Source organism: Sneathia sp. DSM 16631, from assembly GCF_014892235.1.
Lineage (GTDB): Bacteria > Fusobacteriota > Fusobacteriia > Fusobacteriales > Leptotrichiaceae > Sneathia > Sneathia vaginalis.
Map to the genome: position 1 here is coordinate 13,299 of NZ_JADBHL010000009.1, position 14,497 is coordinate 27,795.

A 14,497-nucleotide genomic window follows, 5' to 3' on the forward strand; every position below is an offset into this window, starting at 1 on the left:
TAATATGGTCATATGAATATATAGAAAGAGGCTTGAGATGTATTATATAAAAAAAATAGTGAAGGGTATATTCAATATTTATATCATAACCACTATATCTTTCTTTTTAATATCACTAATACCAGGTAAGCCTGAAACCGTAATACTTGGTGTAGATGCGTCGCAAGATAGAATAAATGCGTTTAGAAAGGCGTTTAATTTAGATTTGCCAGTATTTAAGAGATATATAATTTGGCTAAAAAAAATAGCAGTTGGTGATTTTGGAGTATCCTTAAAATCACAAATACCTGTAAAAGACTTAGTTTTAGAAAAATTACCATTAACCATATTAATAACAATAATTAGTGTCATAATCATTTTTTTAATTTCTATACCACTTGCATTTATGTTAAACAAGATAAAAAATAAGGGGAAAATGAAAAAGTATAACAAATTACTAGCACTAAGTATTTCTATACCATCTTTTTGGCTAGCAATACTTGTAATATATGTATTTAGTGTTTTACTTAAATTAGGTGGTTTAAGTTATGATGATAATATATTTTCTTTAATAATACCATGTTGTATTATTGCAGTTCCTAAGATTGGGCAAATAACATACAACCTAAAAAAGAACCTATACCACGAAACAAGACAGGAATATATAAAGTACTTGTACTCTAATGGCATGAATATGAAATATTTAAATCTTTATGTATTAAAAAATGCCATATTACCAGTCTTACCTTTAATAGGTTTAATGGTTATAGACATACTAACGGGGGTTGTAATAATAGAACAGATATTTTCTATACCAGGTATAGGAAGACTATTATTAATCTCAGTATATACAAGAGATATTCCTCTACTTCAGGCATTAATAATATACACATCATCTGCTGTTGTAGTGATAAATATTATTGTAGACATCCTATATGGAGTCTTGGATAAAAGAATTTCTATGGAGGATAAAAAATGAAAAAGATAAAATACATAATACCATTAATTCTTTTATTCTTTATTAGAAATCCTTTTAAGATAGATAATTTATACATATTAGCAAGACCTAGTCTATTACATCTATTAGGTACAGATAATCTTGGTAGAGATATATTTACAAGGTTACTAATAGGGACAGTTAATACTATTATGATAGTACTAATAGCCGTAGTACTATCTAGTATAATAGGGAACTTATTAGGCTTTTTATCAGGGTATTTTGGAGGTATAGTTGATAATGTTGTAGAAATGGCAATAGATATTCTTTTATCAATACCCTCTATATTGGTGGTAATAACAATAGTAGTATTACTTGGAGCAGGCTTTAAGTCATTAATATTTGCAATACTAGTAATATACTTACCCTCAATTACCAATTATGCACGTGGGCTGATAATAAAAGAAAAGGACAAGGAATATATCTTGGCTGCTAAAACATATGGAGTTAAGAGTTTTAGAATAATAGTGCGACATATATTTCCGAATATAAAAAAATATATACTACTTAATTTTGAAATTAATTTTTCAAAAGCAATACTAACAGAAGCAAGTTTAGGATTTTTAGGTATAGGTATAGATCCTACAATACCTACATTAGGTAATATGCTTAATAGTTCACAGTCATACTTCTTAGTTGCACCTTGGTTTACAATATTCCCAGGTTTAATGATAGTGTATATAGTGTATAAGGTTAATAATATAACATTGAGGAAGAAGAATGGAAGAATTAAAAATTAAAAATCTAAATGTCACTATAGATGGTGAACATTTATTAAAAGATATAAGTATTAGCGTAGGTAAAAATGAAGTCATAGGAATATTAGGAGAATCAGGTAGTGGTAAGACATTAACCACTAAGTTCATACTTAATATTTTACCAGAAAAAGCTATAGTAACTTATGATGAGTATGTAAAAAATGTTAGTGTAGGTGCAATATTTCAGAATGCATTTATAGTTTTCAATCCAACAGTTAGACTTGGTAGGCAATTAAAACATTTATACAAGTCACATTACAATACTACAGATGGATTTGATGCTAAAATATCAGAGATATTTAAGAAAGTAGGATTGGATAAAAAAGATTTTTTAAGAAAGTATTCTTTTGAGTGTAGTGGTGGAGAAAGACAAAGGTTAGCAATAGCTGGAGCATTAATAGGAGATCCTAGTATATTAATAGCTGACGAGGTAACAACAGCACTAGATACAGATACTAAAAACGAAGTCTTAAGCTTATTAAATAAGATAAGAGGTAAAACCTCAATAATATATATATCACATGAGGTAAATACTATGAGAAACTTTGTTGATAGAATTTATGTGATGTATAAAGGAGAGATTATAGAAAAAAATACGACAAAAGAACTTTTTGAAAATCCTAAGCAAGAGTACACAAAAAGATTAGTTGAATTAGCAAATAAATATATTGATTAATAATATTAGAAAAGAGGAAATAAATGTTTGGACAAATAATGAAAGTAATAGTATTAAGCTTTATAGAAGGATTAACTGAGTTTATACCAGTTAGTAGTACAGGACATATGATACTAGTAGAACATTTTTTGCAATTATCAAGTAATAAGAACTTTGTAAATTCATTTGAAATAATAATACAATTGGGTGCAATTTTATCTGTTATAATCTACTTTAGAAAGAAAATCTTCCCCATAAATATATCTCTATGGTCTAAGATAATAGTAGCTATGATACCAGCCGTTGTAATAGGTCTAGCATTAGATGACTTTATAGAACAAAAGTTATTTAATCCATATGTAGTAGTTGCCATGCTTATTATCTACGGGATAATATTGATATTCCTAGAACAAATAGGAAAGAAAAAAGATATAAGAAGATTAAGAGATATTAGTTATAAAAAAGCATTATACATAGGCTTATTCCAATGTTTAGCAATGATACCAGGTACATCAAGATCAGCTGCCACTATAATGGGAGGTATGTTAATAGGTGTATCAAGAATAGCAGCTACTGAATTTTCATTTTTCTTAGCAATACCAACTATGTTAGGGGCAACAGTATTAAAGTTACTTAAAATAAAGGCATTAAGTTATGGAGAAATAGGTCTAATAGTTCTAGGTTTCATACTTTCATTTGTGTTTGCATATATATTTATTGCAATATTTATGGAATATATAAAGAAGCATAACTTTAAAATATTTGGATATTACAGAATAATACTAGGTATAGTTGTCGCTATAATCCTAATATTTAGATAGGAATATATGGAAATAATAAGTAATAAAGAAATAGACAATAAAAGATTCATAGAGTTTATTTACACAAATTTTAAAGATAATACTGACAAGGTATATATTGATGAAAAAAGTACAAAAGATAGCATATCTTTAAAAACAGGGGAACTTGAATTTAAGTTACCAATTCTTTTTGACTATGATAGGCAAAGATATGCTATGTATAAAGCTCTATTATTAAAAAAATATAATAAGAAACTTAATTGGGGTGTTTTAGTTGGTGTTAGACCTACAAAGCTAGTGAATAAAATGCTAGAAGAAGGTCATAGTGAAGAAGAGATAAGAAATATACTAAGTTTAGTGTATCTTGTAAAAAAAGAAAAAATAGATTTAGTGTTTGATATAATAAAAAATGATAGGGGATACATAGATAAGTCTACAATTTCCCTATATGTTGGTCTTGCATTTTGCCCTACAAAGTGTACCTACTGTTCATTTCCAGCATACTTAAAAAAAGGAAAGTATGAAAAAAAGTATGATGAATATTTTTTAACAATAATAGATGAAGTAAAGGAAATGACTAGTTTAATAAAGGAACTTAGGCTAAAAGTTGGTGAAATATATATAGGTGGTGGTACACCTAGTTTTTTAAATTATAGTGAATTAGAAACCCTATTATCTACATTACATAATAATGTAGATTTTAGTACCATTAAAGAGTTTACATTTGAAGCTGGTAGAATTGATACACTAGATGAGAAAAAGTTAGATATATTAAAAAAATATTGTGTTGATAGAATAAGCATTAATCCTCAAAGTTTCAAGGAAGAAACTTTAAAAAAAGTAAATAGATATCATAGTCAGGAAAAGTTAGATGAGATATATAATCTGGCATACAATAAAGGCTTTTGCATAAACATGGACTATATCATGGGATTACCTAATGAAAGTACAGAAGATATGTTGAATACAATAGAAAAGATGAAGTCATATAAGGCACAAAACATTACTATACATTCACTAGCACTAAAAAAGACAAGTTATCTTTCAAAAAGCAAGTTTTTTAGTGAAAATGTTGATATGGATAGGGTATACAAGAATATATATTCATTTGCTAAAGAGTACGATTACCTCCCCTACTATATCTACCGTCAAAAGCAAAGCTATAGGGAAGAAGAGAATATAGGTTTTTGTAAGAAAGGTTATCAGTCAAGATATAACATAGATATAATAGAGGAGAATAAGAATATCTTTTCTGTTGGAGCAGGATCATATACCAAATTAATAGATAAAAATAACATAACAAGGATAACAGCACCAAAAGATCCATTGGTGTATGTTATTGAATATAGGGAAAGAATAAAAAAGAAAAAAGAGGAGATAAAGAAATTTTATGAAAAAAATTTTACTAGCAGTATTTAGTATAATTTTAGTGATATTGGTATCTGAATATTTACCTAGAATAAATAGGGATATTGATGAGCCACATGTTGAAATAAATGAGGATGTGACGTATAAGACATATGAAAAAAAGGATGTAAAAAAAGAGATAAATGATATTTCATATGAGGATATAAAGGACATTGATATATCTAAAAAAAAGATGGACAAGATAATGGAATATAAGGAATATATGGGAGGTATAAAAAAAGTTTGTGATTTAAAAGCTATACCAAGATTTACAGATTCTGATATAAAAAAATTAGAAAGTGTATTTAAAGATTCAAATATTTCATATAAAGTACATAATATTAATAAGGCATCTGAGTTAGAGTTAAGATATTTAGGACTAAATAAACAAAGTATAAAAAAAATAGCTAATAAAACTTTAAATAATATGATAGAATTAAAAGAAGTTGTAGGAAAAGATGTAGAAAATATAAAAGGTGCAATCACTTTTTAAAATTTGCTACTTATGATATAATATATAATGGTATTTTGTGGAGTGGTAATATGAAAACAATTTTTGAATATATTTCATCAAATAGAGAAAAATTGACGGAAGATAATTTTAATCCTGTAGATAGTTTAGTATTAGCAAGATTATCATATCTACCTATGCATAAGATAATAAATACAAATGAAAAAATGAAACTAAAAGAATTACTAAATATATTAAAATGTTTTAGAGATGAATTTTTTGTTGATGTGGCAAACGACAAGAAATTTGTCAATTTTCTGTCTAAAAGCAATAGATTTTTAGACTTAGAACTTTCTGACTGTGTAGAGAGTGTAAGTAAGGATGAATCAAAGCAATTTGGAGCTTTAGTAATAGATTTAGGGTTTTCAAAATACATTTCATTTAAAGGTACAGATAGAAGTTTTGTTGGAATAAAGGAAGACTTAGATATGTCGTATAAAAATATTCCAGCACAAAAAGAAGCACTAAAGTATTTTAATAATATTGCAAAAAAGTATGATAATTCTCAATTTATACTAGGTGGTCACTCAAAGGGTGGAAATATTGCAATTTATGCTGGTATATATACTGATGATAAAAATAGAAATAGGATAAAAAGTATATATAACTTTGATGGACCAGGATTTTTAGATGAAGTCTTAGAAGAAGAAGGATATAATAAAATTTTAAATAAAATATATACAATACTCCCAACTTCATCATTTATAGGCTTACTTTTAAAGAGAAAAGAAAAAGTTAAGTTTGTAAATAGTGATAATTTCTTTGTGATGCAACATGATGTATTTTCATGGCATGTATCAGGCAAAGATTTTTCATACACTACTAATCAAACTAAGATTAGTAAGACTGCGAGCAAGTCTATAAAAAAATTACAAGAAAGTATAAGCTCAAAAGAAAAAGAAGTTTTAATAGAAAGTATAAATGAAATACCTTCTATTATTTCAAAAATAAAGAATAGAAAGAGATAGACATGACGAAGACTGAGATTTTTAAAAAGATTATTAAGACAGACTTTAATTTTAGTGGGAGAGTTTGCATAGACTCAAGAATGTTAGAAAAAGGCGATATATTTATTGCAATAAGAAATGGAAATAATTTTGTTAATACAGCCATACAAAAAGGATGTTTTCCTATATATGATAATGGAAAATATGAAGTAGGTTTAAAAGTAGACGATAGTTCAGAGTTTATAAAACAATTTGCAAGAGAATATAGAGAATATTTAGATGCTACTGTTATTGGTATAACAGGTAGTAATGGTAAGACAACTGTTAAAGATGTTTTGGCACATTTATTAGATAATTCATATAAAACAGAAGGTAATCATAATAATTTAATAGGTGAGCCTCTAACTATACTAAATTGCCCTATAACTTCAAAGTATTTGGTACTTGAAATGGGTATGAGTAAATTAGGTGAAATAGATGAATTAGCAAGTATTGCTAAACCTGATTATAGTATAATAACAAATATAGGGGATTCACATTTAGAATTTTTAAAAACAAGAGAGAATGTATTTCATGCAAAGTGTGAAATAATAAAACACACAAAATATGAGACCATAGTAAATGGTGAAGATGAGTTTTTATCTACATTAGATAGACCTAATGTTATAAAAGTTAAATTAGATAAGTATACACCAAATGATACTTATACACACTTTGTATTCAAAGGTAAAACTTATGAAACAAATTTACATGGTAAACACAATGCACAAGATATATGCTTAATATTAGAAGTCTTAGAACAAATGAACGTAAAGCTTGATGAAGATAAGCTAAAAGATATAAAAATAACTGATATGAGATTTCAAATAATAAAAAAGAATGGGAATATATATATTAATGACGCATATAATGCAGCACCAAAATCTGTTGAAAGTTCACTTTTAACACTTAATGAATTATTTAAAAATAAGAAGAAATACTTAGTTTTAGGGGATATGTTAGAATTAGGTGAAAATGAAATAAAATATCATGAAGATTTAAAGTATGTATTGGATAAGATTGATTATGAAAAAGTTTATCTATATGGTAAACTTATGAGCCATTTGAATGCAGATAGATGTATACATACAATGGATAAAGAAGAAATAAAAAAAGATTTAGACAAACTTTGTGATGTTGTAATATTTTTAAAAGGTTCAAGAGGTATGAAACTAGAAGAAATTATAGGAAGTGATAAGTAGTGCTGTATTTTATTCAATTATTTTTTATAAATAACTTAAGTATATTAAGAGTTTTTAAATCAATTGCTATAAGAGGCTCAATAGCTTTCTTTATTTCTCTATTTATAATCTTAATATTCGGACAAAGATTCATTGATTTTTTACGTAAAAAGAAAATGGGCGATAAGATAAGAGAAGATGGACCAAGTACACATCTTAGTAAAGCTGGTACACCTACAATGGGTGGAATAATGATAATATTTTCAATAGTAATATCAATGCTAATAACAGGTAATTTTACAAATAAATTTAATAATTTTTTAATAGTTATGACTGTACTATTCACAACAATAGGTGGTTATGATGATTATTTAAAATTAACCAGAAGTAAAAAAGGGTTGTCAGCAAAGAAAAAATTAGCAGGGCAAATAATAATGACTATAATTTCATTTGTGTTCATATTCACTTTTGGATTAGTTAATAAGACTATAGATTTTTCTATAATCAATCCGTTTATTAAATGCTCATATATTTATATAACACCTGTAGTATTTTTCGTATTTATGATTTTAGTTATAGTAGGATCATCTAATGCAGTTAATTTAACTGATGGATTAGATGGACTAGTTAGTGGGCCTATTATGATAGTTAGTATCATATTTTTAATGATTGCATATTTCTCAGGTCATAAAGAAATGGCACAATATTTAAATATTTACTATATTGAAGGGGCTGGAGAAATAGCTGTTTACCTATCATCAGTAATAGGGGCAGTAATAGGATTTTTATGGTTTAATTTCTATCCAGCACAAGTCTTTATGGGAGATACAGGTTCATTAACATTAGGTGGTATATTAGGAATAATAGCAATATTTTTAAAACAAGAATTATTATTACCTATAGCAGGATTCATATTCATAGTAGAAGCTTTATCAGTAATGATACAAGTTACATATTACAGAAAGTATAAGAAAAGAATATTTAGAATGGCTCCTATACATCATCACTTTGAAATGGGAGGTTTAGCCGAAACAAAGGTAACAATAAGATTTTGGATAGTCACTATAATCACATGTATTATAGCGTTTATGATACTTAAGATAAGATAGGAAGTAGTAAAATGAAATACGTGGTATTTGGTTTAGGAATTAGTGGAAAAGGTGCACAAGAATTATTAGAAAAAAAAGGACTAGAACATATAGTTGTAGACGATAAGTATGGTATTAAAAGTGTTGATGCTATGAAGATGACAAATAAGGATGATGTAGTTGTTAAAAGTCCTGGAATATCATGGAATAATGAATACTTAAAATACTGTATAAAAAATGGAATAAAGATAATTTCTGAAATAGATTTAGCACTAAAATATATAAATAAAAAAAGCAAAATAATTGCAATAACAGGTACTAATGGTAAGACCACAACTGTTACAAAATTGTATGAACTTTTAGTTTATGCAGGGTACAAGGCAAGTGTTGGTGGTAATGAGGGACACTCATTAGCAAAAATTGCTGTAGAACACAATGATAATGACTATATTGTTCTAGAAATGAGCAGTTATCAATTAGAAAATAATCCTCAAATAAAGCCATATATAGCATTAATAACTAATTTAACACCAGATCATTTGTTGAGATATAATAGTGTTGATGAGTACTATATGACAAAAATGAATATATTTAAAAACCAAGATGAAAATGATTTTGCTGTTATAAACAAAGAAGATAAAGAATTTAAAAGATTATTTAAAGGCACAAAAGCTAAAATAGTCTACATGAATGATTATCGGGATTTATTAGATTTTAAAACAAATTTACATGGTGAACATAACGTGCAAAATATGTTAAACATTATTGCTTGTAGCAAGATAATAGGAATAAGCGATAAGGTTATTAAAGATTTCTTGTCTACAACAAAACCATTAGAACATAGAATGGAACAATTCTTCAAAAAAGAAGATACGTATTTTATAAACGACTCAAAAGGAACTAATGTAGAATCAAGTCTTGTAGCAATAGATACATATATGGGTAAAGACCTATACCTAATCTGCGGTGGACAAGACAAGAAAATAGATAATACAAAGTTATTTGAAGCAATATATAAGGCAAATGCATTTGTATATTTAATAGGTGAGAACGCTCATCTATATATAGAAGAATTTAAGAAAACTTCATATAATAGATATATAGACTTAAAAGATTTAGAAAGTGTAGTTAAGTATATTAAAGAAAATCTTCCTTTAAAGGGAGAAAAGTATATATTATTATCTCCTGCAACAGCAAGTTTTGATCAATACACAAGTTTTGAAAAAAGAGGAGAACATTTTAAAAACTTAGTACATAAGTATTTCGGAGGAGAAAATGTTTAATAGAAAGCAGGTATTGACTACAATTCTAGTATGTCTAGGTATTATATCAATAATAGGTATAATATTTATAGGAAGTGTAACACAACCAGAAGCTGAATACTCTACAGGAGATAAGTTGGCGTATTTAAAAACATATATAAAATATATATTTGTAGGGATAATTTTAGCAGGTATTACATACAAGGCATATAGTTATGAAAGTATTAGAAAATTCTTGTATATTAGACAAGTTGAAATTATTATGTTTATAGCAATAACTATATTTCTAATTTCACCAATATTTCTAGGAGTTTCAGTAAATGGAGCTAGAAGATGGATAAGAATAGGGTCATTTCAAATGCAACCTTCTGAATTAGTTAAGCCAATTTTAATATTGTTAGTATCACAGATAATGTATGGTTTTAAAAGAAAAAGAGATGAAGAGTTTACTTTTTATCATTGGGCAGGGATAACAATAATTTCAGTTTTTATAGTAATATTACAAAAGTCTAAGACATCAGCAATACAATTAGCAGCAATTTGTTATTTAATATTTGCTGTTTCAAAATTTAGAGAAAACGTCAAAGTTACTATAGGCTTTTTGGGATTTTTTGTAGGTGTAGTCGTTCTAATTTTTAAAAGAGACTACAGTACGACACGTTTAACTAACTTTGCAGGTAAAGGTATGCCTCTACAAGTAAAAGCAGCAATAGATGCTGTAAAAGCAGGAGGTATTTTAGGTAGAGGTATAGGTAATGGATATCAAAAATATTTCTATCTACCTGAAGCACATAATGACTATATCTTCGCTTCCATATGCGAAGAAGGAGGATTAATCTTTGCTTTGTTAATAATTATCCTGTTTATCATCTTATGTGCAACAATGTTTTATGTTGCTAGTAAAATGAAAGAATCAATTAATAGATATGTAGTATATGGAGTTGCATTTTCAATAGCTAATCAAGCTTTATTGAATATAGCAATCAATTTAAATTGTGCACCATCAACAGGTATAACTTTGCCATTTATAAGCTATGGAGGAAGTTCATATATTAGTAATGCAATTTGTATGGGACTTCTATTCTCGGCGATAAATATAGAATATACTAAGAGAGGACAGTAAAATGAAGAAGATAGCATTTACAACTGGAGGGACTGGAGGTCATATATATCCAGCATTATCTCTAGCAAATGAAATGAAAAAAAGAGGCTATGAAGTAATATTTATAGGTACTTGTCACAGAATGGAAAAGGAAATAGTTCCTAAAGCAGGGTATAAGTTTTATGGTTTAGATATACTACCATTTAATAGTATTAAATCTGTTTTAAAAGGTATTAAAGCAGTATTTGAAATAAAGAAAATATTAAAACAAGAAAATGTTGATACTCTAATAGGTTTTGGAAACTATATCTCTATACCAAGTATCACAGCAGCAAAGTTATTGAAAATAAATATATACTTACAGGAACAAAATATAGTAATGGGTAAGGCAAATAAGTATGGAATGTTTTTTGCAAAGAAGGTATTTTTAGCATTTGGCAATAGTCTTGATTTAATAAAGAGATTCAAGTCTAAGTGCGTAGTTACAGGGAATCCTTTAAGACATGAGTTCTATAACATAACAAAAGAAGATGCAAGAAATATTCTAAGTATACCTAATGAAAATAGAGTAATACTAGTTATGGGTGGAAGTCTAGGAGCTAAGAGCATAAATGAGGCGATACTATCTAATATAGATAAGATAAATGAAAAGGAACACTTTACCCTATATTGGTCTACTGGTGAGAAGCTATATAAAGAAGTACAAGTTAGAATAAAGAATTTTAATAATATAATAGTTATGCCATATTTTGAAAATGTTTATGAAATAATGGCAGCATCTGATCTTGTAATATGTAGATCAGGAGCATCTACAATATCTGAATTATTACAATTAGAAAAGCCTTCTATACTAATACCGTATGATTATGTAGGACAAAAGGAAAATGCTGAAATGTTAGAATATGTGGATGCAGCAAAGGCATATACAAATGAGAGTGCAAAAAGTGCAATACTAGAAGCATTATCATTATGTGAACAAGATTCAATGTTAAACTTTATGAGAGAAAATATTAAAACACTTAATACAGGGAATGCAGTAAATAATATATTAAAAGAAATGGAAGATGACAATAAATGAGAAGAATATATTTTAGTGGGATAAATGGAATAGGAATGAGTGGTATAGCTAAAATCTTAAAAGAACAAGGTGAAATAGTAGAAGGTTCTGATTTAGAATACAAAGATATTACTAAATCATTGGAAGATTTAGGTATAAAGGTACATATAGGACAAACAGTAGAAAATATAGAAGATTTTAATCCAGACCTATACGTATACTCAACAGCAATAAAAACAACAAATCCAGAATATATTTATGCTAAAAGCAAGGATATAAAGATGGAAAGAAGAGGTCAAGTTTTAGCAGATATTGCAAATAAATTTGAAAACAGTATAGCAGTTGCAGGGACTCACGGTAAGACAACTACATCATCAATGATGTCTTTATGCTTTATGTGTAAAGATCCATATGTTGTAGTTGGGGGAATAATTCCTACTTTAAATAGTAATAGTCATTTAGGGAAAAGTTCATACTTTGTAATGGAAGCAGATGAAAGTGATAATTCATTCCTTTATTTGTATCCAAAATATTCAGTAATAACAAACATTGAACCAGACCATTTAGAACATCATGGTAACTTTAATAATTTAGAACATTCGTTTATAAAATTCATAGAACAAACAAAGGAAAAGGTAGTATTATCTAAAGATTGTCCTAATATAAAGAGCCTTGATTTAAGTGAATATAAGGATAAACTAATATACTACAGTGTTGAAGAAAGTGCTGATATTTATGCTAAGAATATAAGAGTAAATAATGGAATTACTAAATATGAAGTAATAATGAATGAAAAATCATTAGGTGAATTTACATTAAAAGTACCAGGTTTACATAATGTAAAAAATTCTTTGCCAGTAATATATTTATCAGAAATTAATGGTGTAGATTTAGAATATGTTAGAAAGACATTAGCAAGTTTTACAGGTGCTAAAAGAAGATATCAAGTGATATATAATGATGAAATAAAAGTTATAGATGATTATGCACATCATCCAACAGAAATTAAGGCAACAATAACAGCAGCAAGAACTAATGAAAAAGGTAAATTAACTGTAATATTTGAACCACATAGATATACAAGAACAAAGTTTTTCATGAATGATTTTGCTAAATCATTGTCTCTAGCTGACAAGATAATATTATTGCCTATATACGCAGCAAGCGAAGAAAACACTACAGGTATAAGTTCAGAAGACTTATGCAATAAAATAAAAGAAATTGATAGTAAAAAAGATGTTTCTGTTATGTTACCTAACGAAGTTATGGAATATATATATTTAAACTATGAACCAGGAGATGTATATATATTCATGGGAGCAGGTACAGTTTCTAAGTTTGCATATAGACTAGTAAACAAAATTAAGGAGTAAAATAATGATAGTACAAGAAAATGTATCAATGAGAGAATATTCCAATATGAAAATAGGTGGTATAGCAAAGAGTTTAATACATATAGAAAAAGAAGATGAATTAAAAAATCTATTTAAACCTAATGAAAGATACTATCTAATTGGTAATGGGACTAATACATTAATTTATGATGGATATTTAGATATAAATTTTGTTAGTCTTGAAAAATTGAATAAAATAGAAGATTTAGGAAATAATAGGGTATATGTAGAAGCTGGAGTAGATTTAACTACTTTTACACAATATATGAGAGACCATAATCTTGGTGGCTTAGAAAATATATCTGGTATTCCAGGTAGCATAGGAGGTCTTGTAAATATGAATGCAGGGGCCTATGGTACTACAATATTTGATAAGATAGAGTCTGTAAGAGTTTTAGTGGATAATAAGGAAATTAAGACTCTTAGTAAGGAAGAACTAGGATATAGATATAGAGGAACAAAGATAAAGGATAATAAGTGGATAGTAATAGGAGCCACTTTCAAATTAGATGATGGCTTTGATGTAGCAGCTTGTGAAGATAAATTAAGTAAAAGACAACATAATCATCCATTAGATTACCCTAATTTAGGATCAACATTTAAAAATCCTGAAGGACAATTTGCAGCACAGTTAATTTCAGATTGTGGATTAAAGAAATATAGAGTAGGAGATATGGAAGTCTCTGAAAAACATCCTAATTTTTTAATAAATCATGGTAATGCAAAGTTTTCTGATGTAATAGATTTAATAAAACACATTAAAGAAGTTGTATATAGCAAGACAGGATATATGCTAGATACTGAAATAATAATTCTTAAATAGAGGTTGATATGATAACAATATTATTTATGTTAATGTTTATAGGATTAATAGCTATAATATTATTCTTAGCACTACCATTTTGGATATATTTTTTAATAGCATTATTAATCTATATATCAAAGAGAAATTTTATGGATTACAGAATAATATTTTTAGTTGTTTTTGGGATATATAAGCTGATAAAAAGAGATAGGGGCTTTAAATTTTACTATAAACAAGACTTTTCCCATGACTATAATCAAAAATACGAATACTATAACCCTAATACTACTAGTGATAGCGAGTATGAAAAGGCGTGTAGTTACTTTGGTATAACTTCTGATATGTCAGAAGAAGAAAAGAAAAGAAAATATAAAGAATTCGCTAAAAAGTATCATCCAGACGTTAATAAAAGTCCAGATGCATCAGAAAAGATGAAAGAAATAAATAAATATTGGAACATAATAAAAGAACATGATACTTTACGTCACTAAAAATATATGTTAAAATATATAAAA

At 27.3% G+C, this 14,497-nt stretch carries 15 protein-coding genes; all 15 read left to right on the forward strand.

Annotated features, from left to right (window positions below):
- The first annotated feature begins 37 nt into the window (after positions 1-37).
- From IMK15_RS04495 to IMK15_RS04565, 15 genes are read left to right on the forward strand one after another with little or no spacing between them, the layout of a single operon-like run.
- Positions 38-958 (forward strand): ABC transporter permease, encoded by a 921-nt coding sequence (locus IMK15_RS04495; RefSeq protein WP_192942035.1) that lies wholly within the window; start codon positions 38-40, stop codon positions 956-958.
- Positions 955-1,716 carry an ABC transporter permease gene (locus IMK15_RS04500; RefSeq protein ID WP_192942036.1) on the forward strand — a complete coding sequence of 254 codons (762 nt, stop codon included), beginning with the start codon at positions 955-957 and terminating at the stop codon, positions 1,714-1,716. The genes IMK15_RS04495 and IMK15_RS04500 overlap by 4 nt, the downstream gene beginning before the upstream one ends.
- A complete protein-coding gene (locus IMK15_RS04505) occupies positions 1,697-2,410 on the forward strand; it encodes an ATP-binding cassette domain-containing protein (protein WP_192942037.1) in 714 nt (237 codons plus the stop codon). Before IMK15_RS04500 ends, IMK15_RS04505 begins: the two co-directional genes overlap by 20 nt.
- 23 nt (positions 2,411-2,433) lie before the next feature.
- Positions 2,434-3,210: an undecaprenyl-diphosphate phosphatase gene (locus IMK15_RS04510; protein WP_192942038.1), complete on the forward strand. Its 777-nt coding sequence runs from the start codon at positions 2,434-2,436 to the stop codon at positions 3,208-3,210.
- Between the two features lie 6 nt (positions 3,211-3,216).
- On the forward strand, positions 3,217-4,608 hold the full coding sequence (locus IMK15_RS04515) for a coproporphyrinogen III oxidase (RefSeq protein ID WP_192942039.1): 1,392 nt from the start codon (positions 3,217-3,219) through the stop codon (positions 4,606-4,608).
- Positions 4,580-5,089 carry a hypothetical protein gene (locus IMK15_RS04520; RefSeq protein ID WP_192942040.1) on the forward strand — a complete coding sequence of 170 codons (510 nt, stop codon included), beginning with the start codon at positions 4,580-4,582 and terminating at the stop codon, positions 5,087-5,089. Before IMK15_RS04515 ends, IMK15_RS04520 begins: the two co-directional genes overlap by 29 nt.
- Positions 5,090-5,139: 50 nt before the next feature.
- Complete coding sequence (locus IMK15_RS04525; protein WP_192942041.1) at positions 5,140-6,075, forward strand: Mbeg1-like protein; 936 nt, start codon at positions 5,140-5,142, stop codon at positions 6,073-6,075.
- Positions 6,076-6,077: 2 nt separating this feature from the next.
- Entirely contained in the window at positions 6,078-7,295 is a 1,218-nt protein-coding gene (locus IMK15_RS04530; RefSeq protein ID WP_192942042.1) for a UDP-N-acetylmuramoyl-tripeptide--D-alanyl-D-alanine ligase, read from the forward strand.
- Positions 7,295-8,383, forward strand: coding sequence for a phospho-N-acetylmuramoyl-pentapeptide-transferase (mraY, locus tag IMK15_RS04535; RefSeq protein WP_192942043.1), 1,089 nt, complete (start codon positions 7,295-7,297; stop codon positions 8,381-8,383). The genes IMK15_RS04530 and mraY overlap by 1 nt, the downstream gene beginning before the upstream one ends.
- Positions 8,384-8,394: 11 nt before the next feature.
- The gene (murD, locus tag IMK15_RS04540; RefSeq protein WP_192942044.1) at positions 8,395-9,645 is read left to right on the forward strand and encodes a UDP-N-acetylmuramoyl-L-alanine--D-glutamate ligase; all 1,251 of its coding nucleotides are present in this window, start codon (positions 8,395-8,397) and stop codon (positions 9,643-9,645) included.
- Positions 9,638-10,747: an FtsW/RodA/SpoVE family cell cycle protein gene (locus IMK15_RS04545; protein WP_192942045.1), complete on the forward strand. Its 1,110-nt coding sequence runs from the start codon at positions 9,638-9,640 to the stop codon at positions 10,745-10,747. The genes murD and IMK15_RS04545 overlap by 8 nt, the downstream gene beginning before the upstream one ends.
- A gap of 1 nt (position 10,748) precedes the next feature.
- On the forward strand, positions 10,749-11,804 hold the full coding sequence (gene murG, locus IMK15_RS04550; protein WP_192942046.1) for an undecaprenyldiphospho-muramoylpentapeptide beta-N-acetylglucosaminyltransferase: 1,056 nt from the start codon (positions 10,749-10,751) through the stop codon (positions 11,802-11,804).
- Positions 11,801-13,156: a UDP-N-acetylmuramate--L-alanine ligase gene (gene murC, locus IMK15_RS04555; protein WP_192942047.1), complete on the forward strand. Its 1,356-nt coding sequence runs from the start codon at positions 11,801-11,803 to the stop codon at positions 13,154-13,156. Before murG ends, murC begins: the two co-directional genes overlap by 4 nt.
- 4 nt (positions 13,157-13,160) lie before the next feature.
- Entirely contained in the window at positions 13,161-14,000 is an 840-nt protein-coding gene (gene murB, locus IMK15_RS04560; protein ID WP_192942048.1) for a UDP-N-acetylmuramate dehydrogenase, read from the forward strand.
- An 8-nt stretch (positions 14,001-14,008) separates the two neighbouring features.
- Positions 14,009-14,473: a DnaJ domain-containing protein gene (locus IMK15_RS04565; protein WP_192942049.1), complete on the forward strand. Its 465-nt coding sequence runs from the start codon at positions 14,009-14,011 to the stop codon at positions 14,471-14,473.
- Positions 14,474-14,497 lie beyond the last annotated feature (24 nt).

Excerpts from the sequence above, each read along its gene's own strand:
- IMK15_RS04510 (WP_192942038.1), top strand. The coding sequence starts at position 2,434 with ATGTTTGGACAAATAATGAAAGTAATAGTATTAAGCTTTATAGAAGGA.
- murC (WP_192942047.1), top strand. The coding sequence starts at position 11,801 with ATGAGAAGAATATATTTTAGTGGGATAAATGGAATAGGAATGAGTGGT.
- IMK15_RS04525 (WP_192942041.1), top strand. The coding sequence starts at position 5,140 with ATGAAAACAATTTTTGAATATATTTCATCAAATAGAGAAAAATTGACG.
- IMK15_RS04515 (WP_192942039.1), top strand. The coding sequence starts at position 3,217 with ATGGAAATAATAAGTAATAAAGAAATAGACAATAAAAGATTCATAGAG.
- murG (WP_192942046.1), top strand. The coding sequence starts at position 10,749 with ATGAAGAAGATAGCATTTACAACTGGAGGGACTGGAGGTCATATATAT.
- IMK15_RS04495 (WP_192942035.1), top strand. The coding sequence starts at position 38 with ATGTATTATATAAAAAAAATAGTGAAGGGTATATTCAATATTTATATC.
- IMK15_RS04505 (WP_192942037.1), top strand. The coding sequence starts at position 1,697 with ATGGAAGAATTAAAAATTAAAAATCTAAATGTCACTATAGATGGTGAA.
- IMK15_RS04545 (WP_192942045.1), top strand. The coding sequence starts at position 9,638 with ATGTTTAATAGAAAGCAGGTATTGACTACAATTCTAGTATGTCTAGGT.
- murB (WP_192942048.1), top strand. The coding sequence starts at position 13,161 with ATGATAGTACAAGAAAATGTATCAATGAGAGAATATTCCAATATGAAA.
- IMK15_RS04520 (WP_192942040.1), top strand. The coding sequence starts at position 4,580 with ATGAAAAAAATTTTACTAGCAGTATTTAGTATAATTTTAGTGATATTG.
- IMK15_RS04565 (WP_192942049.1), top strand. The coding sequence starts at position 14,009 with ATGATAACAATATTATTTATGTTAATGTTTATAGGATTAATAGCTATA.
- IMK15_RS04530 (WP_192942042.1), top strand. The coding sequence starts at position 6,078 with ATGACGAAGACTGAGATTTTTAAAAAGATTATTAAGACAGACTTTAAT.
- murD (WP_192942044.1), top strand. The coding sequence starts at position 8,395 with ATGAAATACGTGGTATTTGGTTTAGGAATTAGTGGAAAAGGTGCACAA.
- IMK15_RS04500 (WP_192942036.1), top strand. The coding sequence starts at position 955 with ATGAAAAAGATAAAATACATAATACCATTAATTCTTTTATTCTTTATT.